Raw genomic sequence first — 26,145 nt, 5'->3', positions numbered from 1 at the left:
CCTATTTAAAGAAATTGACATTGTGGAGATGAGGGATTTTTCGAATTTCTTCGATGGCCTCATCACAGTTGCGACTGTCAACTTCGATAATCATAATAGCTTTTTCACCAGCTTTTTCACGAGTAACATTCATCTGGGCGATATTGATACCATAGCGTGAAAGAGCCTCTGTTACGAGGGCAATCATACCTGGAATATCTTGATGAACAATGATGATAGTCGGTGTATTCATATTGAGAGAGACGGCAAAGCCATTGAGTTCGGTTACCTGAATATTTCCTCCACCGATAGAAATACCAGTCACGCTAATGGTTTTATGGGCATTTTTGACGGTAATTTTAGTGGTATTAGGGTGAGGAGCATTGCTGTCTTTCTGAATAGTCCAGACAATCTTAATACCGCGCTTGTGGGCAATCTCCAGACTATTTGGGATTTCAGGATCATCTGTATCCATGCCCAAAATACCTGCAACAAGGGCTAGGTCTGTCCCGTGGCCACGATAGGTCTTGGCAAATGAGTTAAATAGTTGGAATTCGACTTCTGTCGGAGTATCATCAAAAATGGAAGAGACAATCTTCCCAATACGAACAGCACCAGCGGTATGGCTACTAGATGGGCCAATCATAACTGGTCCGATGATATCAAAGACAGATTGAAAACGAAGTGATTTCATCAGTTTCCCCTTATAAAAATTCTTATCTCTATTATATCAAAGAATAAAGGTCTTGGCTTTAATTGCGGATGAAAACCTTTCTAATACCTCAAATAGCATAAAAATAGTATCTTTTATGACAAAAAACACATTATTTAGGGAAATAAAAAATAATTTTGTAATATTTCTACATAAAAGTGTCAAGAAACAGTAATATTTAAAGGGTATGATAGAAGTATAGAAAGAAGGAGAATTTTCAAATATGAAATCAACAACTAAAAAGATTAAAACAACTCTTGCAGGAGTAGCTGCCTTGTTTGCAGTATTTGCTCCATCATTTGTATCTGCTCAAGAATCATCAACTTACACTGTTAAAGAAGGTGATACACTTTCAGAAATTGCTGAAACTCACAACACAACTGTTGAGAAATTGGCAGAAAACAACCACATTGACAACATCCATATGATTTATGTTGGTCAAGAGTTGGTTATCGACGGTCCAGCAGCGCCAGTAGCCCCAGCTTCAACGACTTATGAAGCTCCAGCAGCCCAAGACGAGGCTGTTTCAGCTACAGTGACAGAAACTACAGAAGTAGCAGAAGAAGCTCCAGTAGTAAGCGAAACAGTAGCAGAAGAAACAGTTGCTTCATCTGTAAGCGGATCTGAAGCAGAAGCCAAAGAATGGATCGCTCAAAAAGAATCAGGCGGTAGCTACACAGCTACAAACGGACGTTATATCGGACGTTACCAATTGACAGATTCATACTTGAACGGTGACTACTCAGCTGAAAACCAAGAACGTGTAGCAGATGCCTACGTTGCAGGACGTTACGGTTCATGGACAGCCGCTAAAAACTTCTGGCTTAATAACGGCTGGTATTAAGAAATAACGAACAGAATAATATGAAAAGGTCGAGGAAATCCCTCGACTTTTTATATTTCTTTCGGTTGATAATAGGTCTCCACTTCTTTTTTGAGAAAGGCTAGAATGGAAGTTTCCTCGGTCAGCTCTAGAAGTGTGAAACCTTTTTGGATAGATTTAGCATCATCCCTACAAATTCCGATACGGACATAGCAGATAGCAAGCCTATCGTAGCTTTTCTTGTTCTTAGCGTCCTCTAGTAAAGTATAGCAGATTTGTTGACACATGTTTTTGTCTTGATTGTATAAATAAATAGTGGACAGATTGAATAGGATTGCCATTCGTAAGTCATATAAATGTTGGTAGTTTTTATAGACTTCCAAGCGTTGCAGGATTTTTCCAGTAATGAGATGGAGGTGATCAATGGGAAAGCTGAAAAGGATGGTATTGAGGATTTTTAGGTCATTTTCATACCATGTATCTTGTTTTTCAATTTTTTCCCAAAGTTTTGTGACAGTCTGTTTCACTTGGTTTGACAGTTGCTCTGTACCATGTTGACGGATATGGATGACAATTTCCAGCATATCCCTTATTTCTTCTATAGGCAGGTCGTGGTGGGTCTTGAGATAGTCTTGGCATGTTTCAAAAAAATAAACTAGGCTACTACTACCAATGATGGAAGTCATATTGAGATAACTTTGCATGATTTCTGTCCGTTGGCTCGGTTGATAGAGGTGGCAGATATAGTCAAACTCTTCAAAACTCATATTGATTTGCCGGAGAAGAAACTCCATATTTTCATATTTGGGAGTTGCCTTGCCACTTTCAATCTTTGATAGGCTGGTTCTTGAGAGGACATTTCCACAGACCTCTTCTTGGGTCAAGCCTTTTGACTCACGTATTTCTTTATAGACCTTTCCGAAATCATAACGCATGATTTTCTCCTTTTCGTGAAAAAAGTTAACAAATAATAAAATCCTATTAAAAATATTGTATCATAGTAATATAAAAAGTAAAAAAGAAAGCTAAAATAAGTTTGGTGTAATTTTAATATGGGGTTAATGAGTACTATGATGTAGCTAGAAAAGGGGTGGAAAAATGTTTAAAAATAAGGAACTTTTTCGAGTAGTCATGATATTTGTGATAGGAATTATCCTAATTTTAATGACACCCGTCTTATTTAAAGTTGTTATGGAACTATTTTCAAAATAGATAAGCCTCTGCTTTAGGCGGAGTAGTGAATCAGGAGGTTAAGTGATGAACTACAATTTAAAATATCTTTTATCAGGAATATTTGTCCTAGTCTTTATCGGTTTCCTAGTCTGGATGCGTTATTTTAATCAGAAGAAGGAAGAAGAGCATTCGGATGTGTCTTTTGAAGTGAGATTAGACAGTGAGGTCAAGACCTTATATAAACAACTAGGATTGGGTGAGGAGCCTCATTATTTCTTAGCGTATCGCTACCTACATCCCTGGTTTAATCTAGCGATTTTACCACCAACAGTTGAAATTTTCTTAACTAAAATAGCGCTGGTGATGGTGACCCCGGATGAACTACTGATAAGAAATCTTGGAAATGGGATGACTTTCACAAGTGAGCATCATCATGATTTGAGACAAAGACTTATCCGCATTCCAAAATCAGAGATGAAAGAATTTGAGATTCGCAACTGGAAAAGAGTTTTTGTATTTGGCGATTTTTTGACAATTAAAACAAGCCAACATAGCTATTATTTGCAGGTTAGAGATGATGGACTTCAAAAAGGAAGTCTTTCTACCAAACATTTCTCCGACTTGAAACGACAAGATTTTCTCGGATTATTGACAGATAAAAGAACATTCTGATATACGATTGCCCTAGTTGTTTATTGTAAACTTTACAAATAAGCTCTAAACACTAGAATCCCTTTAGAAAGGCAATTCCTATGAAAAATAAAATTTTAATCATTGTTTATATTTTAGCCTCGCTAATCATCAGTTTTGTAATCTTTTCACTTTTACATATTGATTTTAAATGGTGGACAACTCTGGCTATAAGTGCAGGATTTATTTACACCTATTTAAAATTTAGTAAAAAATAAAAAGTACCTGCACCTATCTCGCTTTCGTCTCTCCACGGGAGGTATCTCTATGAAAAAAATCAGTCATCTTTGTATGCTCCTGCTCTTGCTGTGTACTACATTTTTTGTCCTGAATGTAAATATTACACGAGAAATAGTGCGGATTCAGGAGATGGGCAAGACAACTTATTCATTTGACTTGTACTTGAAAGATGTCACTAAACCGACAGAAACTATTCTCCAGTTTTTTGAAGAGGTTGCAAGCCAAGACAAGGTCTCTATTATCAAAGTAGATAATGGAGATGAGGCAGTCAAGGCTGGTGTTTTTGATAAGGCAACCTTCCCCTATCAGGAGTTCGGTCTGACTTCTCTTGATTTTTCAAAGAATGAGAAGGGAGTCTACAGCAACCAGGACCTTCCCAATAATCTAGGAACCATTCCCACCTTTTTAAAGGTGAAACTCATTCGACTCCAGACCTTCCAATCCTATATTGAGGATAAATCCCATACTGTAAATGGGCGCTACATGATTACCTCCAGCAAAGAGATAGATCGCGATACCATTCTACAAAAGTGGAGTGATTTTTTCCAGATAGATAAGACGATTTTATTAGAACCCACTTACCGAAGTCAGGTTGGAGTGCTAAATCAAGCTTTGTTACTATCTATCATTATCTTTATCTTGGCAATCTTGCTTGTGATTTTAATGACAGTGTATCAGCCGATGATGGAGATGAAACGAGTGGGGGTTCAAAAGTTACTTGGTTTCCAAAGCAGGGCGATTTTAGCTGGTTTTGTAAAGACTAATTTTTATCTTCTCTTGGGTGGAAGTCTTATCATTGACTTGGGACTATTTTTAGTGCTGGACTACAGACCAAAACTTCTGTTCCCAAGTTTACTCTTATCCCAATTTCTGCTTTTACAGTTGTATTTGTTCATCAGTTGGCTGACCTACCTGATGATTCAGAAAATGACAGTCAGCTCCATGTTGAAAGGTTTTTCATCTGTCAAACTTGGTCTTATCTTCAATTATGTGATGAAAATAGGGACAACTATTTTACTGACGGCCTTACTGATTGGGGTGGGCAGAAGTTTAGAACAAGAAAACAAAGAACTTGCTTATCAGCAACAGTGGGTAAGCCAAGGAAATTACCTGACCTTAGAAACCTTCAAACTCAATGATAACCTGTGGCAAGAAGAGCTAGCAGGTTCAGGGAAATCTACAGATTATTTCTACCAATTTTATCAAGACTTGCTAGCAAAAACACAAGTAAACTATGTGCGAAGTACGAGTCTTCCTATCAAACCAGTCATCAAAGCTGAACAAGTACAGAACTACCAACTGCCTGATAAGGTAGATGTTTACTATGCTAATAGCAATTTTCTAAAGAGCAAGGGATTCAAGTTACCAGATACCGGCACTAAAAAGGTGATTTTGTTGCCAGCCAGTGACAAAGGACAAGAAGGCAAGAATCAGTTCTTGGGAAAATCCATCGCCTATCTTTCTCTGAGGTATGAAGATCAGCAAAAGCAAAGGATAGAAGATATGGATGTAGAAATTGCCTACTATGAAGGAGATTGGTCTTTCTTCCCTTATAACAATGAGCGAAAGGAAAATCTCCACAATCCAATCATTAGTCTGGTAAATGATCAAGACATGATGTGGGAAGAAAAGACTCACTTGTCAACGACAGGTTTAAACAACCCGATGAAAATTGAAAATACAGAACAAAATCAAAAAGTGATTACAGAGTTAGTCGATAACTTATCTGATGGTAGCTATTTAAAATTTTCATCGATTCAAGCAATTCAAGAGGGGATGGTTGATACCTATCGGGATTCTGTTCGTAATTTTAACGTTCTTTTTGCCTTATTTGCTCTTCTCAGTATGATTGTCTCCTACTTTTTACTCGTTACTACTTTCTTGTTGAAGCGCAGGGATATCATTACCAAGAAGTTTATGGGGTGGAAACTGGTCGATCGCTACAGAGCTCTCTTAGTTCTGCTCTTGCTGGGCTATAGTCTTCCTCTTCTAGTCTTGATTTTCTTTGCCCATGCGCTCTTGCCACTCCTGCTGTTTGCAGGCTTTACATGTTTGGATATACTATTTGTGCTAGCCTTGGCTTCTAGGATGGAGAAAAGAAGTCTAGTAGAATTATTGAAAGGGGGCATCTTATGATTGAGTTGAAAAATATTACCAAAACCATTGGAGGAAAAGTAATTTTGGATCACTTGTCTCTCAGGATTGATCAGGGGGATTTGGTAGCCATTGTTGGAAAAAGTGGTAGTGGTAAGTCGACCTTGTTAAATTTATTAGGTTTGATAGATGATGATTATAGCGGACGGTATGAGATTTTTGGTCAGATAAATCTAGCTGTCAATTCTGCTAAGTCACAAACAATAATCCGTGAACATATCTCTTATCTGTTTCAAAATTTTGCCCTGATTGATGATGAAACGGTCGAGTACAATCTCATGCTGGCGCTGAAATATGTAAAATTGTCTAAGAAAGACAAGCTCAAAAAGGTGGAAGAGATTTTAGAGAGAGTAGGTTTGTCAGCTACTTTGCATCAAAAGGTTTCCGAGTTGTCTGGTGGGGAGCAACAACGAATTGCAGTTGCTAGAGCCATCTTAAAACCCAGCCAGCTGATTTTAGCCGATGAACCGACAGGTTCGCTGGATCCTGAAAATAGAGATTTGGTCTTGAAGTTTCTCTTAGAGATGAATCGAGAAGGGAAAACAGTCATTATTGTGACCCACGATGCTTATGTAGCCCAACAATGTCATCGGATCATTGAATTGGGCGAGGGGAAATGAGTTCATTCAGCTCCTTTTGACTGACTGAATACTCATGCTTCACAGAGAGAAATGGCATAAATACGCCTAGGGATGACATTTTTATGTAGTATTTCTAGGTTTTTTTGTTTCAAATTGAAAAATTTTTCAATTTAGGCTTGACAAACGATGAGTATAGGAGTATTATTTATACAACCAAAAAGAATAAACATAAAGGAGGCTTTGTTATGAATAAGATGAAGAAGGTGTTGATGACGATGTTTGGTTTAGTGATGCTCCCCCTACTATTTGCTTGTAGTAACAATCAATCGGCTGGAATTGAAGCCATCAAGTCCAAAGGAAAATTGGTTGTAGCCCTCAATCCAGATTTTGCTCCATTTGAATATCAAAAAGTGGTTGATGGGAAAAATCAGATTGTGGGTTCAGACATCGAATTAGCCAAGGCTATCGCAACAGAACTAGGTGTCGAATTGGAACTATCTCCCATGAGTTTTGACAATGTACTGGCTAGTGTTCAATCAGGAAAAGCCGATCTTGCCATATCTGGTGTTTCTAAGACAGATGAACGGAGTAAGGTGTTCGATTTTTCAACTTCCTACTATACTTCAAAAAATAAGCTCATTGTCAAAAAATCTGATTTAGCCACTTATCAGTCTGTCAACGACTTAGCGCAGAAAAAGGTCGGAGCACAGAAAGGTTCGATTCAAGAAACGATGGCGAAAGATTTGCTTAAAAATTCTTCCCTCGTATCTCTGCCTAAAAATGGGAATTTAATTACAGATTTAAAGTCAGGGCAAGTGGATGCCGTTATCTTTGAAGAACCTGTTGCCAAGGGATTTGTGGAAAATAATCCTGATTTAGCAATCGCAGACCTCAATTTTGAAAAAGAGCAAGATGATTCCTACGCGGTCGCCATGAAAAAAGATAGCAAGGAATTGAAAGAGGCAGTCGATAAAACCATTCAAAAGTTGAAGGAGTCTGGGGAATTAGACAAACTCATTGAGGATGCATTTAAAGCGTCCATTGAAAAATAGAAAGAAGGAAAAGAACATGAGTAAAGAAAAAGTAATTTTGGCCTATTCTGGCGGTTTGGACACATCAGTTGCTATTACCTGGTTAAAGAAAGATTATGATGTTGTTGCAGTTTGTATGGATGTGGGTGAAGGGAAAGACTTAGATTTCATCCATGATAAGGCTCTTAAGGTTGGGGCAGTCGAATCTTATGTCATTGATGTTAAGGACGAATTTGCTACAGATTATGTGCTAGTGGCTCTTCAGTCACATGCCTATTATGAACAAAAGTACCCCTTGGTATCTGCCTTGAGCCGCCCTCTTATTTCTAAAAAATTGGTTGAAATAGCGCATCAGACAGGAGCGACTACAATTGCTCATGGTTGTACAGGTAAGGGGAATGACCAAGTGCGTTTTGAAGTATCGATTGCAGCCTTGGATCCCAATTTAAAAGTGATTGCGCCAGTTCGTGAATGGAAATGGTCTAGGGAGGAAGAAATTCATTATGCCAAGGAAAATGGAGTACCTGTTCCTGCTGACCTTGACAATCCCTACTCTGTCGACCAAAATCTTTGGGGACGTGCCAATGAGTGTGGTATTTTGGAAAATCCATGGAATCAGGCTCCAGAAGAAGCCTTTGGCATCACATCTTCTCCAGAGCAAGCTCCAGACACGCCAGAATACATTGATATTGAGTTTAGTGAAGGTGTTCCAGTTTCCCTCAATGGAGAAGGGCTAAAATTGGCAGATTTGATTCAAAAACTCAATGAAATAGCTGGAAAACATGGGGTCGGACGGATTGACCACGTGGAAAATCGTTTAGTTGGAATTAAATCAAGAGAAATCTATGAGTGTCCAGGGGCAGTGACCTTGCTGACAGCTCATAAGGAAATTGAGGACTTGACGCTTGTGAGAGAAGTGGCTCATTTTAAACCAATTATAGAAAATGAATTATCAAATCTCATTTATAATGCTTTGTGGTTTACTCCAGCTACACAAGCCTTGATTGCTTATATTAAAGAGACTCAAAAAGTTGTCAATGGGACTGCAAAAGTCAAACTCTATAAGGGAAGTGCTCAGGTCGTAGCTCGGAAATCACCAAATTCACTTTACGATGAAAATTTGGCGACGTATACTAGTGCAGATACCTTTGACCAAGATGCAGCTGTTGGCTTTATTAAGTTGTGGGGACTTCCAACTAAGGTTCATTCTGAGGTTCAAAAAAGCGTCAAATAGGGCGATTGACTAGAGAGGTGGATGTGATATGGCTAAGAATACAAAATTATGGGGTGGTCGCTTTGAAGGTACTGTCGAAGACTGGGTAGAGCGCTTTGGTGCGAGTATATCTTTTGACCAAAAATTAGCTAAATTTGATGTGATTGGTTCCTTAGCCCACGTTCAGATGTTGGGCCAGACGGGCATTTTGAGTTTGAATGAGTCAGAAAAGATTCAAGCAGGCTTGAAAGAGCTCCTAGAAGAGCTAGAGGCAGGTCAACTTGACTTTGATATCGCAAACGAAGATATTCATATGAATATGGAAGTGTTGCTGACAGAAAAAATCGGTCCCCTTGCAGGGAAGTTACATACAGCTCGTTCTCGAAATGACCAAGTTGCGACAGATATGCACTTATATCTCAAGGAACAACTAGGTCATGTCCTAGATAAACTAGCTCATCTCAAAGGTGTTTTATTAGACTTGGCGGAAAATCATGTGGAGACGATCATGCCGGGCTATACCCATCTGCAACATGCCCAACCTATTAGTTTTGCCCACCACCTGATGGCTTACTACAATATGTTTCAAAGAGACAGTGAACGTTTTGGATTTAACCAGAAGCATACAGACCTATGCCCTCTAGGTGCGGCGGCTTTGGCGGGAACGACTTTCCCCATTGATCGCCAATTGTCTAGCGATTTGCTGGAGTTTAAGCAACCTTATACAAACTCTTTGGATGCTGTTAGTGATCGCGATTTTATCTTAGAATTTCTATCCAACGCCAGCATACTCATGATGCATATGAGCCGTTTTTGCGAAGAAATGATCAATTGGTGTAGTTTTGAGTACCAATTCATTACCTTGTCAGATACGTTTACAACAGGTTCCTCTATTATGCCCCAAAAGAAAAATCCAGATATGGCTGAGTTGATTCGAGGAAAGACTGGTAGAGTTTATGGGAATCTGTTTGGACTATTGACAGTCATGAAGTCCTTGCCCTTAGCTTATAATAAGGATCTGCAAGAGGATAAGGAAGGAATGTTTGATACGGTCGAAACGATTTTAAATTCCCTCGATGTATTGGCAGGTATGTTATCTAGCTTGCAGGTAAACAAGGAAAAAATGCAAGAGTCGACAGAGAAGGACTTTTCAAATGCAACTGAGTTGGCAGATTATTTGGCAGGGAAAGGCTTGCCATTTAGAGAGGCTCATGAGGTTGTGGGAAGATTAGTGTTAGACTCTATCAAGTCTGCTAAAAATATTCAAGATTGGACTTTGGAGGAATTGCAAACCTATCATTCCCTCATTGCTGAGGATATTTATGTCTACTTGCAACCTAAAACTGCTGTTCAAAGACGAAATTCTTTGGGAGGTACAGGGTTTGACCAAGTGAAATACCAGATAGAACAAGCTAAGAAAGAACTTAAAGGGAAAAATTGATTTGTTTGCAAAGTAAGAAAGAGAGGCTGAGATGATTTATCAGCCTCTTTCTTATCGTTAAAAAAGTGAGAGATATTGACTTTTGAAAAAAGATGTCATAATTGAGTTGGGATAAACGTAAAAGTCATACTTTCTCGTTAAATCGTTCGGCGATTCATGGTGACATGGACACATAGTAGTAAGCACACCATGTGGCTTGGCAGAGCTAAAAATTTCTGGCTTAACAACGACTGGTATTAAGAAATAACGAACAGAATAATATGAAAAGGTCGAGGAACCCCCTCGACTTTTTTATAATTTCTTTGGTTGATAATAGGTCTCTACTTCTTTTTTGAGATGAGACAGCATAGAAGTTTCCTCGGTCAGCTCTAGAAGTGAGAAACCTTTTTGGATAAGTTTAGCATCATCCCTACAAATCCCGATGCGGACATAGCAGATAGCAAGCCTATCGTAGCTTTTCTTGTTCTTGGCATCTTCTAGTAAAGTGTAGCAGATTTGCTTACACATGTTTTTGTCTTGATTGTATAAGTAAATGGTGGAAAGGTTGAGTAGGATTGCCATTCGTAAGTCATATAAATGTTGGTAGTTTTTATAGACTTCCAAGCGTTGCAGGATTTTTCCAGTAATGAGATGGAGGTGATCAATGGAAAAACTGAAAAGAATGGTGTTGAGGATTTTCAGATCACTCTCATACCATGTATCTTGTTTTTCAATTTTCCTCCAAAGTTTCTTGACAACCTGTTCTGCGTGATCTGATAGTTCCCCTGTCCCGTGTTGACGGATATAAATGACAACTTCAAGCATGTCTCTGATTTCTTCTACAGGGAGATCGTGGTGGGTCTTGAGGTAGTCTTGGCATTTTTGAATTAAATTGACAAGATCGCTGGTCCCGATAATGGAACGCATATTGAGATAGGTTTGCATAATCTCTGTGCGTTGACTTGGTTGATAAAGTTGACAGATATAGTCAAACTCTTCAAAACTCATATTGATTTGACGGAGAAGAAATTCCATATTTTCATATTTTGGGGTTGTCTTGCCACTTTCGATTTTTGATAAGCTAGTTCTTGAGAGAACACCCCCACAGACCTCTTCTTGGGTCAGCCCCTTTGACTCACGTATTTCTTTATAGACCTTTCCGAAATCATAACGCATGATTTACTCCTTTTCGTGAAAAAAGTTAACAAATAATAAAATCCTATTAAAAATATTGTATCATAGCAATGTAAAAAGTAAAAAAGAAAGTCGAAATAAATTCGTGAAAAAGGTTGACATAGTTTAAAAATGGAACCAAGGATAAGAGGAAGAAGCATGAGTAATCTAGAGTCAATTCGTAAAGCGCATATCATCGTGTGGGGGGCCTATCTATTTTTATCATTAAGGGCGCCGCTAATTAGCAGCACTGAGTATTTCTTGCTTATTTTTTTAGCGTTTCTCTATGCGATAGTATCGCTCCCTATATATTCAGTGAAAAATAAAATAGTATCTATCTGTCTAGCCATAAACTCAATTCTGTTAATGATTTTCCCGATTTTAATCAATAAATATTTCCCAGGAAAGGTTTCTACTTATATCGTATTAATCAGTATTTTTATCCTGGAGTTCTTAATCTTTAATATAATTGGTAAAGATTTTGATACTAGATTAGCTAGCGAGTATAGGAAAATCAGTCAGTTTAAAAGTAAGATGTCTCAATCTCCTTGGATAAAATATTTAGAGATTTCTAGTTTTATATTAACTATATTTCCATTTATTCTTCATGGTACAGTTGATAATCGTGTATTGGCTCTTATCTTTTTGATAAAAATTTGTGTAGATACTACGATAAAGCTTCTATTAAACGGAATTTTTAAGACAAGTAAGGTAATGAAAAGGAGGATATTTTCTCTTTTTGTACTAGATTTGATTGTCTATATATTTTTAGGTTATGTTTTAGTGATACAAAAAGACGAATATCTGTTTTCAATTCTACTAATTTTTTCTAATTTCTCACTTCCCTTTATCAGAGAAAAAGAGTACGAATTATTTAAAAATAAGAAATGAGATAGATATGGTATCTTTATTAAAACTGAGAATAAATTTTGGGAAATACTTTTATTTATATTAGGTGTATTGCTAATTGGAATTGCGTTACTAAGTCCCCCAAAAATGAAATTTTGGAAATAGAGTTAGTGAGAAGGACAGGATAATAGTATTATGATGGTTGTTTTAATTGCAGTGGTTGTGGCATTTCTGTATTATGTAATTACAGAGTATTTTCAGAATAGTTATATTGACTGTATACTATTTCTAACATTGCTGATTTCTCATTTGATATGGGATTACTATTTTTTGCCTATTGAAATTTTAGTGGCATTAAGTGGAGCAAATTTGCTATCAAGATTTTTCAAAAAAAAGAGAAGTCAATAGAGTTGTTAATGGATTATTAAGACGAAAGGTAAAATTGGGATATTTAAAATGAAACATTTTTTTGCAGGAATTGGTGAAATTCATTTTTTGTTATTTTTATTATATCTAAGCATGTCTACTAGTCCAATTATTGGACTAGTGATTGGATATACTAAAATAAATCTAATAAATTCTATTATTATAGCTCTTGGTATGATATTGGCATTAATTTTGGTATTATCAAGAGTGTATAGAAAATATTTTTATAGAGACGATGATGACTAAAGTTTTTATCAATAAAAACCAGTGGTTCGTAGATTATCACCCTCTTTCTTGTCTTCTCTAACCAAGCATGTTATAATGAATACTGCTCAAGCGACCTTCAATCGTGAAGCACACACGACCTTCAATCGTGAATAAACGAATAGATGGGAGACTTACCATGAGTGAGAACTCTAAAACACGTGTTGTCGTGGGGATGAGTGGTGGTGTTGATTCGTCGGTGACGGCTCTTCTTCTCAAGGAGCAGGGCTACGATGTGATCGGTATCTTCATGAAGAACTGGGATGACACAGATGAAAACGGTGTTTGTACGGCGACCGAAGATTACAAGGATGTGGCTGCGGTGGCAGACCAGATCGGCATTCCTTACTACTCTGTCAATTTTGAAAAAGAGTACTGGGACCGCGTTTTCGAGTATTTCCTAGCGGAATACCGTGCAGGGCGCACGCCAAATCCAGATGTTATGTGCAACAAGGAAATCAAATTTAAGGCCTTTTTGGACTATGCCATGACCTTGGGGGCAGACTATGTAGCTACTGGGCATTATGCCCGAGTGGCGCGTGATGAGGCTGGCATCGTTCACATGCTTCGTGGCGTGGACAATGGCAAGGATCAGACCTATTTCCTCAGCCAACTTTCGCAAGAACAACTTCAAAAAACCATGTTCCCGTTGGGACATTTGGAAAAACCTGAAGTGCGAAAACTAGCAGAAGAAGCAGGCCTTGCGACTGCTAAGAAGAAAGACTCGACAGGGATTTGCTTTATCGGAGAAAAGAACTTTAAAAATTTCCTCAGCAACTACCTGCCAGCTCAACCTGGTCGTATGATGACAGTGGATGGACGCGATATGGGCGAGCATGCAGGACTTATGTATTATACAATCGGTCAGCGTGGCGGTCTCGGTATCGGTGGACAACACGGTGGTGACAATGCCCCTTGGTTCGTTGTCGGAAAAGACCTAAGCAAGAATATTCTCTATGTAGGCCAAGGTTTCTACCATGATTCGCTCATGTCAACCAGCCTAGAGGCTAGTCAAGTCCACTTTACTCGTGATATGCCAGAGGAGTTTACGCTAGAATGCACAGCAAAATTCCGCTACCGTCAGCCTGATTCTAAGGTGACCGTCCATGTCAAAGGAGATAAGGCAGAGGTCATCTTTGCAGAACCGCAACGCGCCATCACACCAGGACAGGCAGTTGTCTTTTACGATGGCGAAGAGTGTCTAGGTGGTGGTTTGATTGACAATGCTTACCGCGACGGACAAGTTTGTCAGTACATTTAGATTGACAAATTTTCTCAATTTGCTACAATAATAAAAGCAATAGAAATGATGGTCAAAGCTCATGGATGTTGCAGGCTTTTTTGTCCTGCACTTCTTTGGAGTTTTGACTGTTTTTGTGTCGTTTAAAGGAAAGGATAAAAATGACTCAACAAGACTTTCGGACAAAAGTAGACAATACGGTTTTTGGAGTTCGGGCGACAGCTTTGATTCTTCAAAATCGCAAGCTTCTAGTCACCAGAGATAAGGGCAAGTATTACACTATTGGTGGTGCGATTCAAGTCAATGAAAGCACGGAAGACGCGGTAGTCCGTGAAGTGAGGGAAGAACTGGGTGTCAAAGCTCAAGCTGGGCAACTAGCTTTTGTGGTTGAAAATCGTTTTGAACAGGACGGTGTTTATTATCACAATATCGAGTTTCATTATCTGGTGGATTTGCTTGAGGATGCCCCATTGACCATGCAGGAAGATGAGAAGACGCAGCCCTGTGAATGGATTGACTTGGATAAGCTTGAGGATTTTCAACTAGTTCCAGCCTTTTTAAAAACAGCCTTACCCGATTGGAACGGCCAACTAAGACACATCCATCTTGAGGAATAGGAGAGAAACATGACATATAATTTTACTGAAGAATACGATATTATTGTAATCGGTGCGGGACACGCTGGGGTAGAAGCATCCCTAGCAGCTAGCCGTATGGGCTGTAAGGTCTTGCTTGCGACTATCAACATTGAAATGCTGGCTTTCATGCCTTGTAACCCCTCTATCGGTGGTTCTGCCAAGGGAATTGTCGTGCGTGAAGTTGATGCCCTCGGTGGTGAAATGGCCAAAACCATTGACAAGACTTACATCCAGATGAAGATGCTTAATACAGGGAAGGGGCCAGCTGTCCGTGCCCTTCGTGCGCAGGCTGACAAGGAGCTTTACTCTAAGGAAATGCGCAAGACGGTTGAAAATCAAGAAAATCTGACCCTTCGTCAGACTATGATTGACGAGATTTTGGTGGAAGATGGCAAGGTTGTCGGTGTTCGTACAGCGACCCATCAAGAGTATGCTGCAAAGGCTGTTATCGTGACGACAGGGACGGCTCTCCGTGGGGAAATTATCATCGGAGACCTCAAGTACTCGTCAGGCCCTAACCACAGCCTAGCTTCTATTAACCTTGCTGACAATCTCAAGGAACTGGGCCTCGAAATCGGTCGTTTCAAGACAGGAACCCCTCCACGTGTCAAGGCTTCTTCAATCAACTACGATGTGACCGAGATTCAGCCAGGAGATGAAGCGCCTAATCACTTCTCTTATACTTCACGTGATGAGGATTATGTCAAAGACCAAGTGCCATGCTGGTTGACCTATACCAACGGTACCAGTCATGAGATTATTCAAAACAACCTCCACCGTGCGCCTATGTTTACAGGTGTGGTCAAGGGAGTGGGGCCTCGTTACTGTCCGTCGATTGAAGACAAGATTGTGCGCTTTGCGGACAAGGAACGCCACCAACTCTTCCTTGAGCCAGAGGGACGCAATACAGAGGAAGTCTATGTGCAAGGCCTCTCAACCAGTCTCCCTGAGGATGTGCAACGTGAACTTGTTCATTCTATCAAAGGTTTGGAAAATGCAGAGATGATGCGAACAGGTTATGCCATTGAGTATGATATGGTCTTGCCTCATCAGTTGCGTGCGACTCTGGAAACCAAGAAAATCTCAGGTCTTTTCACTGCTGGACAGACAAATGGAACGTCAGGTTATGAAGAAGCTGCTGGCCAAGGGATTATCGCTGGGATCAATGCAGCTCTGAAAATCCAAGGCAAGCCTGAGTTGATTTTGAAGCGCAGTGACGGTTATATTGGGGTGATGATTGATGACTTGGTGACCAAGGGAACCATTGAACCCTATCGTCTCTTGACCAGTCGTGCTGAATACCGTCTCATTCTCCGCCATGACAATGCTGATATGCGTTTGACTGAGATGGGGCGTGAGATTGGTCTTGTGGATGATGAACGCTGGGCTCGCTTTGAAATCAAGAAAAATCAATTTGAAAATGAGATGAAACGCCTAGACAGCATCAAACTCAAGCCAGTCAAGGAAACCAATGCCAAGGTTGAGGAGATGGGCTTCAAGCCGTTGACAGATGCGGTGACAGCCAAAGAATTCCTTCGCCGTCCAGAAGTTTCTTATCAAGATGTGGTGGCTTTCATCGGGCCAGCAGCAGAGGACTTGGATGACAAGATTATCGAATTGATTGAAACAGAAATCAAGTACGAAGGCTATATTTCAAAAGCTATGGACCAGGTTGCCAAGATGAAACGCATGGAAGAAAAACGCATTCCAGCCAATATTGACTGGGATGACATTGATTCTATTGCAACCGAAGCTCGTCAGAAGTTCAAACTTATCAATCCAGAAACCATCGGCCAAGCCAGTCGTATTTCGGGAGTAAACCCAGCAGATATTTCTATTTTGATGGTCTATCTGGAAGGTAAAAATCGTAGTATTTCTAAAACTCTTCAAAAATCAAAATGATACGTCGTCGGCTTCTTACGAATGAGTTCAAAGCTTGGCTTTGATTCATCTCCAGCCTCCCATAGTTCCCCGAACTATGGGAGCTAACTCAAGTTATGCTTTCGCCTAGCCTTCTAGTCTGATTTCGATTTTTATTGAGTTTCAATCTCAAAAGAAAGCATAGAGAAAAACAGCTCCGTTTTCGGGGCTGTTTTCTTGCTTTATTCTTCATCTGGTGTGAGGATCATAGGGATGATAATCGGTTCACGTTCTGTATTTTCATAAAGGAAGGGGCGAATAGCGTTGACAATGGCACCATTGACAGATTGCACGCTAGCATCCTTGTTTTTCAGTGCGATACGAATTGCATTGAAGAGGATGCGCTGGCTTTGGCGAATCAGGTCGCCAGACTCTCTCATGTAGACAAAGCCTCGGCTGAGGATGTCTGGACCAGACAGAATCATCTGTGATTTGAAGTCAACAGTTGCGACTGCTAGAACGACACCGTCTTCAGATAGATCACGACGATCTTTGAGGACAGCTGCGCCGATTTCACCGATACGATTTCCATCGACATAGATATCTTGGGCGTTGAAATGACCTGCAATACGAGCTGAGTCAGCAGTGAGGGCAAGCACATCACCATTGCTCATGATAAAGATATTGTCCTTCTCAACACCAGTATCCACCGCAAGTCCAGCATGGACTTTTTGCATGCGGTATTCACCGTGGACAGGCATGAAGTATTTTGGCTTAATCAAGCGGAGCATGAGTTTTTGCTCTTGCTGGCCACCGTGTCCAGATGTATGGATATTGTTAACCTTACCGTGGATAACTTCGACACCAGCTTCTGAAATGATGTTAATCAGCTTGTTGACGCTAGTCGTATTTCCAGGGATTGGACTTGAAGAGAAGATAACGGTATCGCCGGGTTGGAGTTGCACCTGACGGTGGGTTCCGTTGGCGATACGAGAGAGGGCCGCCATAGGCTCACCTTGACTACCTGTACAGAGGATGAGAACCTCGCCTGCAGGGTAGTCTTTGATTTCATTTGGCTCGATAAAGGTTCCCTTAGGAGCTTTGATGTAACCAAGCTCAATTCCGTTGACAATGGCCTTTTCCATAGAACGACCAAAGACCGCAATCTTACGTCCAGTCTTAACAGCAGCTTCTGTTGCTTGCTGGAGACGGAAGATATTTGAGGCAAAGGATGCAAAGATGATACGTCCTTCGATGCCTTGTATAATCTTCATAATGGACTGGCCAACGACTTTTTCAGAGTTGGTAAAGGTTGGCACTTCTGCATTTGTCGAGTCCGAGAGAAGACAGAGCACGCCTTCTTCACCAAGAGCCGCCATACGGTGCAAGTCTGCTGGTTCACCAACTGGAGTAAAGTCAAACTTAAAGTCCCCCGTACAGACGATTTTCCCTTGAGGAGTATGAATGACAATTCCCAAAGGCTCTGGAATAGAGTGAGTGGTTCTAAAGAAAGTTGCCTTGAGATTTTTAAAGGTCAACTCAGTATTGTGGTTGATTTCGTAAAGTTTGGCGTTGCGCAAGAGGCCGTGTTCTTCGAGTTTCCCACGAATCAAAGCCAAGGCAAGCGGTCCAGCATAGATAGGGACATTTGCTTGCTTGAGCAGGAATGGAATCCCACCGATGTGGTCCTCGTGTCCGTGGGTAATCAAAACAGCCTTGACGCGGTCGATGTTGTCTACGATGTAAGAGTAGTCAGGAATGACATAGTCGATACCCAGCAAGTCATCTTCTGGGAATTTAATCCCAGCATCGACGATGATAATCTCATCTTGGTATTCAATCCCGTAAGTGTTTTTCCCGATTTCTCCCAGACCACCGATAGCAAAAACGCCGACTTCTTCTGGTTTAAGAGTATAGGCCATATTAGAACTCCGTAATTTCGAAGGCGCCAGTTTCTTTTTCGTAATCTAGCAATTTGTCAGACAAGCGTTCGATATACTCGATATTGTACTCTGGGCGATTTTCTTCGACAAGTTGGCGAGCAGCGATACGACCCTCAAGTTCTGAGCTAGCATCGATGTCTAGATAAAGTGCGCGTGTAGTTTCACGGCGTGGGCTACGTTCTTTTGTTTCTTGATAAAAAACTTTGTAAATCATATAGTTCCTTTCTATTTTACAGGTCAGCTTATTCCAAACTTTTAGCAGAGATTTGCTTGATTTCATTCCATTTTGTGTCTAGATTGACCTTGATTCGTTACAATTATTTCAATTATACCACAAAATGAAAAATTAGTAAAAGACGGAAACGAGAAAGTCATGGGATAATTCCTTTGGTAAGCGCTTGCAAAAATAAAGAAAATGTGTTATATTGATAATGGAAGTGAAATTTATTGCTGGTCATAATTCCATATAGATTTTAAGTCAAGGAGGTTCCCTATGTATAACTTATTTGCTTTTGCTATCGGAGTTCGCGTGGTAGCTTTTATCGTTTTTATTGCTTGTGTTTATGGAGGGAATCTTCTATTTGCCAAACTGGAACGACGACAAACCAAGTTCTTGTGGAAGATTACCTTTGTGACTCTCTATTCGCTTTTTCTCCTCCTCGTAACCTATGTCGTTTGGTTTGTATTTTACTTTGGATTAAATGCTTAGATGCCCTGCTCATGCTGGGGCTTTTTGTTTGGGGATAAAGAAAATTCCCATGTGCCAGCTTTTGTAGTATAATAGTAAGCAGACAAAAAGATAGGAATGTGTTATGAAAGTATTAGCTTTTGATACGTCCAGCAAGGCTCTTTCTCTCGCTATTTTAGAGGACAAGCAGATTCTTGCCGAGATGACGATTGATATTAAGAAAAATCACAGTATTACCCTCATGCCTGCCATCGATTTTTTGATGGCAAGTTTGGACTGGACGCCCAAGGATTTGGACCGAATCGTGGTGGCGGAAGGACCAGGTAGTTACACAGGCTTGCGAATCGCGGTAGCCACTGCTAAGACGCTGGCTCATACTCTGAACATTGAGTTAGTTGGTATGTCTAGCCTCTTGGCTCTGGTGCCCTACCAACAAGAAGGCTTGTTCGTTCCTTTGATGGATGCACGTCGCAACAATGTTTACGCAGGATTTTATGAAAATGCCAAACCTGTCATGCCAGAAGCGCACCTGCCTTTTGAGCGAGTGATTGAGTTAATCAAGGGGGCTAGTCAGGTAACCTTTGTCGGAGAAGTTGGCACCTTTGTGGAGCAGATTCAAGAACACTTGCCAAGGACTAATTTCAAAGAAACCTTGCCAAATGCAGCTAATCTAGCTCTTTTGGCCTGGGACAAGGAAGCAGACTCCTTGCACGACTTTGTGCCTAACTACCTCAAGCGTGTTGAGGCTGAGGAAAACTGGCTCAAGAACCACACAGAGTCTGGCGAGTCTTACATTAAACGCCTATGATAGAAATCAAACGAATCCAACAGCAACCTGACTTGGCTCAAGACATCTACGCTGTCATGGCAGCTGTTTACCCAGTCAGTCCTTGGACTCTGGAACAAATCCAAGCAGACCTGTCCCAAGACCAGACTTGGTATGCTCTGGCTTATGATGGGGCAGAAGTGATTGGATTTCTAGCTGTGCAGGAAAATATCTTTGAGGCAGAAGTCTTGCAAATCGCTGTTAAAGGAGACTATCAGGGTCAGGGAATTGCGTCAGCCTTGTTTGCTCAATTGCCGACAGACAAGGAGATTTTCCTCGAAGTCAGAAAGTCAAATCAACGAGCGCAAGCATTTTACAAGAAAGAAAAAATGGCAGTCATCGCTGAGCGAAAGGCCTACTACCATGACCCGGTCGAGGACGCCATCATCATGAAGAGAGAAATAGATGAAGGATAGATATATTTTAGCATTTGAGACATCCTGTGATGAGACCAGTGTTGCCGTACTGAAAAACGACGATGAACTCTTGTCCAATGTCATTGCCAGTCAAATTGAGAGCCACAAACGTTTTGGGGGCGTAGTGCCAGAAGTAGCCAGTCGTCACCATGTCGAGGTCATTACAGCCTGTATCGAGGAGGCTCTGGCAGAAGCAGGGATTACCGAAGACGATGTGACAGCTGTGGCTGTTACCTATGGACCAGGCTTGGTTGGAGCCTTGCTAGTTGGTTTGTCAGCTGCCAAGGCCTTTGCTTGGGCACATGGACTTCCACTTATCCCTGTTAACCACATGGCTGGTCACCTCATGGCCGCTCAGAGTGTGGAGCCTTTGGAGTTTCCCTTGCTAGCCCTCTTGGTCAGCGGTGGACACACAGAGTTGGTTTATGTTTCGGAGGCTGGTGACTACAAGATTGTTGGGGAAACGCGAGATGACGCGGTTGGCGAGGCCTATGATAAGGTCGGCCGTGTCATGGGCTTGACCTATCCTGCCGGTCGTGAGATTGACGAGCTAGCTCATCAGGGACAGGATATTTATGATTTTCCTCGTGCCATGATTAAGGAAGATAATCTGGAGTTTTCATTCTCAGGTTTGAAATCTGCCTTTATCAATCTTCACCACAATGCTGAGCAAAAGGGAGAAAGCTTGTCCACAGAGGATTTGTGTGCTTCCTTCCAAGCAGCTGTCTTGGATATTCTTATGGCTAAAACTAAGAAGGCTTTGGAGAAATACCCTGTTAAAACCCTTGTCGTGGCAGGTGGTGTGGCAGCCAATAAAGGTCTCAGAGAACGCCTAGCGGCCGAAATCACAGATGTCAAGGTCATCATCCCACCACTGCGTCTTTGTGGAGACAATGCAGGAATGATTGCCTATGCCAGCGTCAGCGAGTGGAACAAAGAAAATTTTGCAAGCTTGGGCCTCAATGCCAAACCAAGTCTCGCTTTTGATACCATGGAATAAAAAGGAGTCTGTCTGATTACAATCAGCAGACTTTTTTCTCTTCTATGAATGTGTTATAATAGTCCATGCTGTGGCTGGAGCTTGTTCAGCCCACCTATTAAGACAATATGAGGAGAAAGATGAAAGAAAAAGGATTTTGGGAGGGGGCGCAGGCAGCCATGCCAACGGCCCTTGGTTATGTCAGTATTGGCCTTGCCTGTGGGATTATCGGTGCGCCCTATGTGACACCTGTTGAGATGGGCTTGATGAGCCTCTTTGTTTATGCTGGGAGTGCCCAGTTTGCCATGCTGGCACTGATTGCGGTTCAAGCTCCTGTGGCAGCTATTGCGATGACGGTCTTTTTGATTAATTTGCGTCTCTTTTTGTTGAGTTTGCATGCGTCGACCTATTTCCGTCATACTAGTCTCTGGCACAATATCGGTATGTCTAGTATCTTGACGGATGAGACTTATGGTGTTTTGATGGGCGAATTGGCTCATGCAGACAAGGTCAATCCGATGTGGATGCACGGAAACAATCTTAACAGCTATGTGGCTTGGTTTGTGGGAACAGTAGTCGGAACGGCTCTGGGTGGCCTGCTGCCAAATCCAGAAATCTTTGGTTTAGATTTTGCCCTGGTTGGGATGTTTATTGGTATTTTTGCTTCGCAATTCCAGATTATGCAAAGACGGATTCCTGTCCGCAATCTGCTCATTATCCTAACAGTTGTTGCGGTGTCCTTCTTTTTACTCTTGACAGTGGTGTCTCAGTCACTCGCTGTTCTGTTTGCGACGCTACTTGGTTGTACAATGGGGGTGGTTTTAGATGGTCAGTAAGTATCTTTTATTAGCAGTTATTTTCTCTGGCTTGGTGACTTGGATTCCCCGTATGATTCCCTTCATCTTGGTCAAGTATAAGGGTTTACCTGCAATCGTTGAGCGTTTTTTGAAGTTCTTGCCCGTTTCTATTATCTTTGCCTTGATTCTTTCAAGTGTAGTGACAGGCAAGGTTGGTAGCCTGCCTCAAATCAAATGGCTGGACTTCTTAGCAGTCTTTCCAACAGCTTGGGTAGCCTTTCGCTACCGAAATCTAGTCGGAACAGTTCTCTTTGGAGTTGTCTTGATTGCAGTCTTGCGTTTGGTCTTTTAAATCGGTCATAAAGAAAACCTATCACAGAGATAGATATCATATAATGGCGTAAATGTTTTTTTTCTGTTAAGATTATAAGGTATTCTATTTTGGAGGAAATGACATGAAAAAAATCGTTAAATACTCATCTCTTGCTGCCCTAGGGCTTGTTGCTACAGGTGTTCTAGCAGCTTGCTCAGGTGGTGCTAAGAAAGAAGGAGAAGCAGCTAGCAAGAAAGAAATTATCGTTGCAACCAATGCTTCACCAAAACCATTCAACTATGAAGAAAATGGCGAATTGACTGGTTACGAAATTGAAGTGGTTCGTGCTATCTTTAAAGACTCTGACAAGTATGATGTCAAGTTTGAGAAGACAGAATGGTCAGGAGTCTTTGCAGGACTTGATGCTGATCGTTACCAAATGGCTGTTAACAACATCAGCTACACTAAAGAACGTGCTGAAAAATATCTTTATGCAGCTCCAACTGCTAAAAACCCTAACGTCCTTGTAGTCAAGAAAGACGACTCTAGCATCAAATCGCTTGATGATATTGGTGGAAAATCAACAGAAGTTGTTCAAGGAACAACATCGGCTAAACAGTTAGAAGACTATAACAAGCAACACGCAGATAATCCAACTGTCCTTAACTACACTAAAGCAGACTTCCAACAAATCATGGGACGCTTGAGCGATGGCCAATTTGACTACAAGATTTTTGATAAAATCGGTGTTGAAACAGTTATCAAAAACCAAGGTTTGGACAACTTGAAAGTTATTGAACTTCCAAGCGACCAACAACCTTACGTTTACCCACTTCTTGCTAAAGGTCAAGATGAGTTGAAAACATTTGTAGACAAACGTATCCAAGAACTCTACAAAGACGGAACTCTTGAAAAATTGTCTAAACAATTCTTTGGAGACAATTACCTACCAGCAGAAGCTGATATTAAATAATTTGGCTCTGTCACAACAAATGGTTGATTTTGACGAGAAATAGCGTATAATAATAGTAAGAAACAGTACCACCGAAGGAGGTAATTGGATATGCCTACTATCAAAGACGCATTAGATATTATCGGTAAGTTGACTGTCGCAGAGCAGGAAAGCCTTAAAACAATGCTTTTAAGTCCTGCCTTTGTAAAGTCTTTGAATATTGAAGATTTCGTAGCAAAGGAACGCTTTGCAAATGGTCGTGTATGCCCTCTTTGTGGCTGTATCCATGTGGTTCGCAATGGTCATCGTAAAGATGGCACACAGCGATATGTATGTAAGGATTGTGGCAAGTCCTTCGTGATTGCTACGAACTCCATTGTGTCTGGTACAAGAAAAGACTTGTCCGTGTGGGAGCAGTACATTGATTGTATGATGAATGGCTTATCCATTCGTAAGACTGCTGTTGCTTGTGGGATTCACAGAAACACCGCATTCCTTTGGAGACACAAGATTTTGGATGCACTTCAGAATATGGCAGACGATGTTACCCTTGACGGCATTATTGAGGCTGACGAAACTTTTTTCGCCATCTCGTACAAGGGCAATCATAGCAAGAGTAAGACATTTGCTATGCCACGCAAGGCTCATAAGCGTGGTCATTCTACACATATCAGAGGCTTGTCCCAAGAAAAGGTATGTGTTCCTTGTGCGGTTAATAGGAATGGCTTGTCTATCTCCAAGATTACGAATACTGGTAGAGTTTCTACAAGAGATTTACATCATATTTATGATGGTAGGATTAAGACCAATTCCACTCTTGTTACGGACAAGATGAACTCCTATGTGAGATTTACAAATGCCAATGGCATTGACCTTGTGCAGTTAAAGACTGGCAAAGCCAAGAAAGGCATTTATAATATCCAACATATCAATAGCTACCATAGCCAGCTAAAGAGGTTTATGCGTGGCTTTAACGGTGTTTCTACCAAGTATCTGAACAACTATCTTGTGTGGAATAACCTTGTAAATTACGCCAAAGAAAGCGACATGGAGAAAAGGAACATCTTCTTAACTTTCGTTTTGGCAACATTGAAAACTGCTAAATGCAGAGATTTATCAAACAGACCAGCAGTTCCTCTGGTCGCCTAATTAGAATTTGTGGAGATGATAAGATGGTCAATATAACAGATGTAAAACAGATTCTTCAATTTGCAATAGATGCGGAGATTAAAGTCTTTCTTGATGGTGGCTGGGGTGTAGATGCTCTTCTTGGATATCAGTCAAGAGCCCATAATGATATTGACATTTTTGTAGAAAAGAACGATTATCAGAACTTTATAGAAATAATGAAAGCTAATGGCTTTTATGAGATTAAGATGGAATATACAACATTGAACCATACTGTATGGGAAGATTTGAAAAACAGAATTATTGATTTGCATTGTTTTGAATATACGGACGAAGGTGAAATTCTTTATGATGGGGATTGTTTTCCGGTAGAAACTTTTTCGGGTAAAGGAAGAATTGAGGAAATAGAGGTTTCCTGTATTGAACCATATAGTCAAGTAATGTTCCATCTGGGATACGAGTTTGATGAAAATGATGCACATGATGTGAAGTTATTGTGTGAGACACTTCATATCGAAATTCCAAATGAGTATAGATAACTGCAAATAACAGTTTGTAGGGGAGTTCTGATACTCCCCTATAAAAATGGCTATTTATCAACTGTTTGTTGTGACATAGCCAATAATTTCTTGAAATCATCCATTCTGAGTAAGGTGGGTGATTTCTCAATTTTTAGGGATATAGTTTTAAACTATATATCTGACTATCTAATAACAATTTGTGAAATCAAACAAATTGTGAGATACTAGTACGGTATTATTTTTAAGGAGAAAGAATCATGAAAATCAAAAAATGGCTTGGTGTAGTAGCTCTTGCTACAGTCGCAGGTTTGACTCTTGCAGCTTGCGGAAACTCAGAAAAGAAAGCAGACAATGCAACAACTATCAAAATCGCAACGGTTAACCGTAGCGGTTCTGAAGAAGCTCGTTGGGATAAGGTTCAAGAATTGGTTAAAAAAGACGGTATCACTTTGGAATTTACAGAGTTCACAGACTACTCACAACCAAACAAGGCAACTGCTGATGGCGAAGTAGATTTGAACGCCTTCCAACACTATAACTTCTTGAACAACTGGAACAAAGAAAATGGGAAAGACCTTGTAGCGATTGCAGATACTTACATCTCTCCAATTCGCCTTTACTCAGGTTTGAATGGAAGTGACAACAAGTACACTAAAGTAGAAGACATCCCAGCAAACGGAGAAATCGCTGTACCGAACGATGCTACAAACGAAAGCCGTGCGCTTTACTTGCTTCAATCAGCTGGCTTGATTAAATTGGATGTTTCTGGAACTGCCCTTGCAACAGTTGCTAACATCAAAGAAAATCCAAAGAACTTGAAAATCACTGAATTGGACGCTAGCCAAACAGCTCGTTCATTGTCATCAGTTGACGCTGCCGTTGTAAACAATACCTTCGTTACAGAAGCAAAATTGGACTACAAGAAAGCACTTTTCAAAGAACAAGCTGATGAAAACTCAAAACAATGGTACAACATCATCGTTGCGAAAAAAGATTGGGAAACATCACCTAAGGCTGATGCTATCAAGAAAGTGATCGCAGCTTACCACACAGATGAAGTGAAAAAAGTTATCGAAGAAACATCAGACGGTTTGGATCAACCAGTTTGGTAATAAG

At 40.6% G+C, this 26,145-nt stretch carries 29 protein-coding genes; 24 read left to right on the top strand and 5 right to left on the bottom strand.

The genetic code is table 11. From position 1 onward, the window contains the following. Position 1: 1 nt before the first annotated feature. On the bottom strand, positions 2–673 hold the full coding sequence (gene sdaAB / locus QS39_RS01675) for an L-serine ammonia-lyase, iron-sulfur-dependent subunit beta (RefSeq protein WP_000838912.1): 672 nt from the start codon (positions 671–673) through the stop codon (positions 2–4). A gap of 241 nt (positions 674–914) precedes the next feature. Between sdaAB and apf the strand changes: the two genes are divergently transcribed. After that, positions 915–1,535, top strand: a complete 621-nt coding sequence (gene apf / locus QS39_RS01670; RefSeq protein WP_077804444.1) for an aggregation-promoting factor — start codon at positions 915–917, stop codon at positions 1,533–1,535. A gap of 50 nt (positions 1,536–1,585) precedes the next feature. Here apf and QS39_RS01665 read toward each other — a convergent pair whose 3' ends face one another. Beyond that, complete coding sequence (locus QS39_RS01665) at positions 1,586–2,449, bottom strand: helix-turn-helix domain-containing protein (RefSeq protein ID WP_077804443.1); 864 nt, start codon at positions 2,447–2,449, stop codon at positions 1,586–1,588. A gap of 322 nt (positions 2,450–2,771) precedes the next feature. Between QS39_RS01665 and QS39_RS01660 the strand changes: the two genes are divergently transcribed. The 7 genes from QS39_RS01660 to argH all read left to right on the top strand — a co-directional run bounded on the left by QS39_RS01660 (position 2,772) and on the right by argH (position 10,037). Further along, complete coding sequence (locus QS39_RS01660) at positions 2,772–3,359, top strand: hypothetical protein (protein ID WP_077804442.1); 588 nt, start codon at positions 2,772–2,774, stop codon at positions 3,357–3,359. An 80-nt stretch (positions 3,360–3,439) separates the two neighbouring features. Continuing rightward, a complete protein-coding gene (locus QS39_RS10975) occupies positions 3,440–3,595 on the top strand; it encodes a hypothetical protein (protein WP_180374979.1) in 156 nt (51 codons plus the stop codon). A gap of 49 nt (positions 3,596–3,644) precedes the next feature. Then, positions 3,645–5,753 carry an amino acid ABC transporter permease gene (locus QS39_RS01655; RefSeq protein ID WP_077804441.1) on the top strand — a complete coding sequence of 703 codons (2,109 nt, stop codon included), beginning with the start codon at positions 3,645–3,647 and terminating at the stop codon, positions 5,751–5,753. Further along, positions 5,750–6,391 carry an ABC transporter ATP-binding protein gene (locus tag QS39_RS01650; protein WP_077804440.1) on the top strand — a complete coding sequence of 214 codons (642 nt, stop codon included), beginning with the start codon at positions 5,750–5,752 and terminating at the stop codon, positions 6,389–6,391. The genes QS39_RS01655 and QS39_RS01650 overlap by 4 nt, the downstream gene beginning before the upstream one ends. A 206-nt stretch (positions 6,392–6,597) precedes the next feature. Beyond that, entirely contained in the window at positions 6,598–7,404 is an 807-nt protein-coding gene (locus QS39_RS01645) for an ABC transporter substrate-binding protein (protein ID WP_077804439.1), read from the top strand. A gap of 16 nt (positions 7,405–7,420) precedes the next feature. Continuing rightward, positions 7,421–8,617, top strand: coding sequence for an argininosuccinate synthase (locus QS39_RS01640; protein WP_077805501.1), 1,197 nt, complete (start codon positions 7,421–7,423; stop codon positions 8,615–8,617). Positions 8,618–8,645: 28 nt separating this feature from the next. Beyond that, the gene (gene argH / locus QS39_RS01635) at positions 8,646–10,037 is read left to right on the top strand and encodes an argininosuccinate lyase (RefSeq protein ID WP_077804438.1); all 1,392 of its coding nucleotides are present in this window, start codon (positions 8,646–8,648) and stop codon (positions 10,035–10,037) included. Positions 10,038–10,328: 291 nt separating this feature from the next. Here the strand turns inward: argH and QS39_RS01630 are convergent, their stop codons facing one another. After that, the gene (locus tag QS39_RS01630; RefSeq protein WP_077804437.1) at positions 10,329–11,192 is read right to left on the bottom strand and encodes a helix-turn-helix domain-containing protein; all 864 of its coding nucleotides are present in this window, start codon (positions 11,190–11,192) and stop codon (positions 10,329–10,331) included. 156 nt (positions 11,193–11,348) lie between these two features. Between QS39_RS01630 and QS39_RS01625 the strand changes: the two genes are divergently transcribed. The 6 genes from QS39_RS01625 (at position 11,349) to mnmG (ending at position 16,508) form a co-directional block, all read left to right on the top strand. Then, entirely contained in the window at positions 11,349–12,080 is a 732-nt protein-coding gene (locus tag QS39_RS01625) for a hypothetical protein (RefSeq protein WP_077804436.1), read from the top strand. Between the two features lie 153 nt (positions 12,081–12,233). Beyond that, positions 12,234–12,446, top strand: a complete 213-nt coding sequence (locus QS39_RS11225; RefSeq protein ID WP_000989848.1) for a hypothetical protein — start codon at positions 12,234–12,236, stop codon at positions 12,444–12,446. A 48-nt stretch (positions 12,447–12,494) separates the two neighbouring features. After that, positions 12,495–12,710: a hypothetical protein gene (locus QS39_RS11220; RefSeq protein WP_050264282.1), complete on the top strand. Its 216-nt coding sequence runs from the start codon at positions 12,495–12,497 to the stop codon at positions 12,708–12,710. Between the two features lie 157 nt (positions 12,711–12,867). Next, a complete protein-coding gene (gene mnmA, locus QS39_RS01610; protein ID WP_077804435.1) occupies positions 12,868–13,989 on the top strand; it encodes a tRNA 2-thiouridine(34) synthase MnmA in 1,122 nt (373 codons plus the stop codon). A 140-nt stretch (positions 13,990–14,129) separates the two neighbouring features. After that, positions 14,130–14,585: an NUDIX hydrolase gene (locus QS39_RS01605; RefSeq protein ID WP_180374978.1), complete on the top strand. Its 456-nt coding sequence runs from the start codon at positions 14,130–14,132 to the stop codon at positions 14,583–14,585. A gap of 9 nt (positions 14,586–14,594) precedes the next feature. Beyond that, positions 14,595–16,508 carry a tRNA uridine-5-carboxymethylaminomethyl(34) synthesis enzyme MnmG gene (mnmG, locus tag QS39_RS01600; protein WP_077804433.1) on the top strand — a complete coding sequence of 638 codons (1,914 nt, stop codon included), beginning with the start codon at positions 14,595–14,597 and terminating at the stop codon, positions 16,506–16,508. A 200-nt stretch (positions 16,509–16,708) separates the two neighbouring features. Here mnmG and rnjA read toward each other — a convergent pair whose 3' ends face one another. Together rnjA and QS39_RS01590 are read right to left on the bottom strand one after the other, a co-directional pair. Further along, on the bottom strand, positions 16,709–18,388 hold the full coding sequence (gene rnjA, locus QS39_RS01595; protein WP_000331986.1) for a ribonuclease J1: 1,680 nt from the start codon (positions 18,386–18,388) through the stop codon (positions 16,709–16,711). Position 18,389: 1 nt separating this feature from the next. Continuing rightward, positions 18,390–18,623, bottom strand: a complete 234-nt coding sequence (locus QS39_RS01590) for a DNA-dependent RNA polymerase subunit epsilon (RefSeq protein WP_000639575.1) — start codon at positions 18,621–18,623, stop codon at positions 18,390–18,392. Positions 18,624–18,902: 279 nt separating this feature from the next. Here QS39_RS01590 and QS39_RS01585 point away from each other — a divergent pair, with 279 nt between their 5' ends. The 10 genes from QS39_RS01585 (at position 18,903) to QS39_RS01540 (ending at position 26,141) form a co-directional block, all read left to right on the top strand. Further along, positions 18,903–19,118 carry a hypothetical protein gene (locus QS39_RS01585; protein ID WP_000282494.1) on the top strand — a complete coding sequence of 72 codons (216 nt, stop codon included), beginning with the start codon at positions 18,903–18,905 and terminating at the stop codon, positions 19,116–19,118. 103 nt (positions 19,119–19,221) lie between these two features. Continuing rightward, entirely contained in the window at positions 19,222–19,905 is a 684-nt protein-coding gene (tsaB, locus tag QS39_RS01580) for a tRNA (adenosine(37)-N6)-threonylcarbamoyltransferase complex dimerization subunit type 1 TsaB (protein ID WP_077804432.1), read from the top strand. Next, positions 19,902–20,339 (top strand): ribosomal protein S18-alanine N-acetyltransferase, encoded by a 438-nt coding sequence (gene rimI / locus QS39_RS01575; protein ID WP_023945167.1) that lies wholly within the window; start codon positions 19,902–19,904, stop codon positions 20,337–20,339. Before tsaB ends, rimI begins: the two co-directional genes overlap by 4 nt. Further along, the gene (gene tsaD, locus QS39_RS01570) at positions 20,329–21,339 is read left to right on the top strand and encodes a tRNA (adenosine(37)-N6)-threonylcarbamoyltransferase complex transferase subunit TsaD (protein WP_077804431.1); all 1,011 of its coding nucleotides are present in this window, start codon (positions 20,329–20,331) and stop codon (positions 21,337–21,339) included. Before rimI ends, tsaD begins: the two co-directional genes overlap by 11 nt. A gap of 119 nt (positions 21,340–21,458) precedes the next feature. Next, a complete protein-coding gene (locus QS39_RS01565; protein WP_077804430.1) occupies positions 21,459–22,154 on the top strand; it encodes an AzlC family ABC transporter permease in 696 nt (231 codons plus the stop codon). Then, positions 22,144–22,467 carry an AzlD domain-containing protein gene (locus QS39_RS01560; RefSeq protein ID WP_000253936.1) on the top strand — a complete coding sequence of 108 codons (324 nt, stop codon included), beginning with the start codon at positions 22,144–22,146 and terminating at the stop codon, positions 22,465–22,467. Before QS39_RS01565 ends, QS39_RS01560 begins: the two co-directional genes overlap by 11 nt. A gap of 103 nt (positions 22,468–22,570) precedes the next feature. Further along, positions 22,571–23,401 (top strand): amino acid ABC transporter substrate-binding protein, encoded by an 831-nt coding sequence (locus QS39_RS01555; RefSeq protein ID WP_077804429.1) that lies wholly within the window; start codon positions 22,571–22,573, stop codon positions 23,399–23,401. A gap of 90 nt (positions 23,402–23,491) precedes the next feature. Continuing rightward, positions 23,492–24,529: an IS1595-like element ISSag10 family transposase gene (locus tag QS39_RS01550; protein ID WP_002837184.1), complete on the top strand. Its 1,038-nt coding sequence runs from the start codon at positions 23,492–23,494 to the stop codon at positions 24,527–24,529. Between the two features lie 23 nt (positions 24,530–24,552). Further along, entirely contained in the window at positions 24,553–25,047 is a 495-nt protein-coding gene (gene lnu(C) / locus QS39_RS01545) for a lincosamide nucleotidyltransferase Lnu(C) (protein WP_019543803.1), read from the top strand. Positions 25,048–25,286: 239 nt separating this feature from the next. Next, complete coding sequence (locus QS39_RS01540) at positions 25,287–26,141, top strand: MetQ/NlpA family ABC transporter substrate-binding protein (RefSeq protein WP_077804428.1); 855 nt, start codon at positions 25,287–25,289, stop codon at positions 26,139–26,141. Positions 26,142–26,145: the final 4 nt, after the last annotated feature.

Source organism: Streptococcus mitis (assembly GCF_002005545.1).
GTDB lineage: Bacteria > Bacillota > Bacilli > Lactobacillales > Streptococcaceae > Streptococcus > Streptococcus mitis_I.
This window is presented reverse-complemented; position numbering and strand designations above follow the sequence as displayed.

Coding starts and splice junctions, on each gene's coding strand:
- QS39_RS01645 (WP_077804439.1), top strand. CDS start 6,598: ATGAATAAGATGAAGAAGGTGTTGATGACGATGTTTGGTTTAGTGATG.
- rimI (WP_023945167.1), top strand. CDS start 19,902: ATGATAGAAATCAAACGAATCCAACAGCAACCTGACTTGGCTCAAGAC.
- QS39_RS01650 (WP_077804440.1), top strand. CDS start 5,750: ATGATTGAGTTGAAAAATATTACCAAAACCATTGGAGGAAAAGTAATT.
- QS39_RS01585 (WP_000282494.1), top strand. CDS start 18,903: ATGTATAACTTATTTGCTTTTGCTATCGGAGTTCGCGTGGTAGCTTTT.
- apf (WP_077804444.1), top strand. CDS start 915: ATGAAATCAACAACTAAAAAGATTAAAACAACTCTTGCAGGAGTAGCT.
- QS39_RS01660 (WP_077804442.1), top strand. CDS start 2,772: ATGAACTACAATTTAAAATATCTTTTATCAGGAATATTTGTCCTAGTC.
- QS39_RS01630 (WP_077804437.1), bottom strand. CDS start 11,192: ATGCGTTATGATTTCGGAAAGGTCTATAAAGAAATACGTGAGTCAAAG.
- QS39_RS01550 (WP_002837184.1), top strand. CDS start 23,492: ATGCCTACTATCAAAGACGCATTAGATATTATCGGTAAGTTGACTGTC.
- QS39_RS01540 (WP_077804428.1), top strand. CDS start 25,287: ATGAAAATCAAAAAATGGCTTGGTGTAGTAGCTCTTGCTACAGTCGCA.
- QS39_RS01655 (WP_077804441.1), top strand. CDS start 3,645: ATGAAAAAAATCAGTCATCTTTGTATGCTCCTGCTCTTGCTGTGTACT.
- tsaB (WP_077804432.1), top strand. CDS start 19,222: ATGAAAGTATTAGCTTTTGATACGTCCAGCAAGGCTCTTTCTCTCGCT.
- QS39_RS01590 (WP_000639575.1), bottom strand. CDS start 18,623: ATGATTTACAAAGTTTTTTATCAAGAAACAAAAGAACGTAGCCCACGC.
- argH (WP_077804438.1), top strand. CDS start 8,646: ATGGCTAAGAATACAAAATTATGGGGTGGTCGCTTTGAAGGTACTGTC.
- QS39_RS01640 (WP_077805501.1), top strand. CDS start 7,421: ATGAGTAAAGAAAAAGTAATTTTGGCCTATTCTGGCGGTTTGGACACA.
- mnmG (WP_077804433.1), top strand. CDS start 14,595: ATGACATATAATTTTACTGAAGAATACGATATTATTGTAATCGGTGCG.
- QS39_RS01665 (WP_077804443.1), bottom strand. CDS start 2,449: ATGCGTTATGATTTCGGAAAGGTCTATAAAGAAATACGTGAGTCAAAA.
- QS39_RS11220 (WP_050264282.1), top strand. CDS start 12,495: ATGAAACATTTTTTTGCAGGAATTGGTGAAATTCATTTTTTGTTATTT.
- QS39_RS11225 (WP_000989848.1), top strand. CDS start 12,234: ATGATGGTTGTTTTAATTGCAGTGGTTGTGGCATTTCTGTATTATGTA.
- QS39_RS01565 (WP_077804430.1), top strand. CDS start 21,459: ATGAAAGAAAAAGGATTTTGGGAGGGGGCGCAGGCAGCCATGCCAACG.
- QS39_RS01555 (WP_077804429.1), top strand. CDS start 22,571: ATGAAAAAAATCGTTAAATACTCATCTCTTGCTGCCCTAGGGCTTGTT.
- QS39_RS10975 (WP_180374979.1), top strand. CDS start 3,440: ATGAAAAATAAAATTTTAATCATTGTTTATATTTTAGCCTCGCTAATC.
- tsaD (WP_077804431.1), top strand. CDS start 20,329: ATGAAGGATAGATATATTTTAGCATTTGAGACATCCTGTGATGAGACC.
- QS39_RS01560 (WP_000253936.1), top strand. CDS start 22,144: ATGGTCAGTAAGTATCTTTTATTAGCAGTTATTTTCTCTGGCTTGGTG.
- QS39_RS01625 (WP_077804436.1), top strand. CDS start 11,349: ATGAGTAATCTAGAGTCAATTCGTAAAGCGCATATCATCGTGTGGGGG.
- mnmA (WP_077804435.1), top strand. CDS start 12,868: ATGAGTGAGAACTCTAAAACACGTGTTGTCGTGGGGATGAGTGGTGGT.
- QS39_RS01605 (WP_180374978.1), top strand. CDS start 14,130: ATGACTCAACAAGACTTTCGGACAAAAGTAGACAATACGGTTTTTGGA.
- sdaAB (WP_000838912.1), bottom strand. CDS start 673: ATGAAATCACTTCGTTTTCAATCTGTCTTTGATATCATCGGACCAGTT.
- rnjA (WP_000331986.1), bottom strand. CDS start 18,388: ATGGCCTATACTCTTAAACCAGAAGAAGTCGGCGTTTTTGCTATCGGT.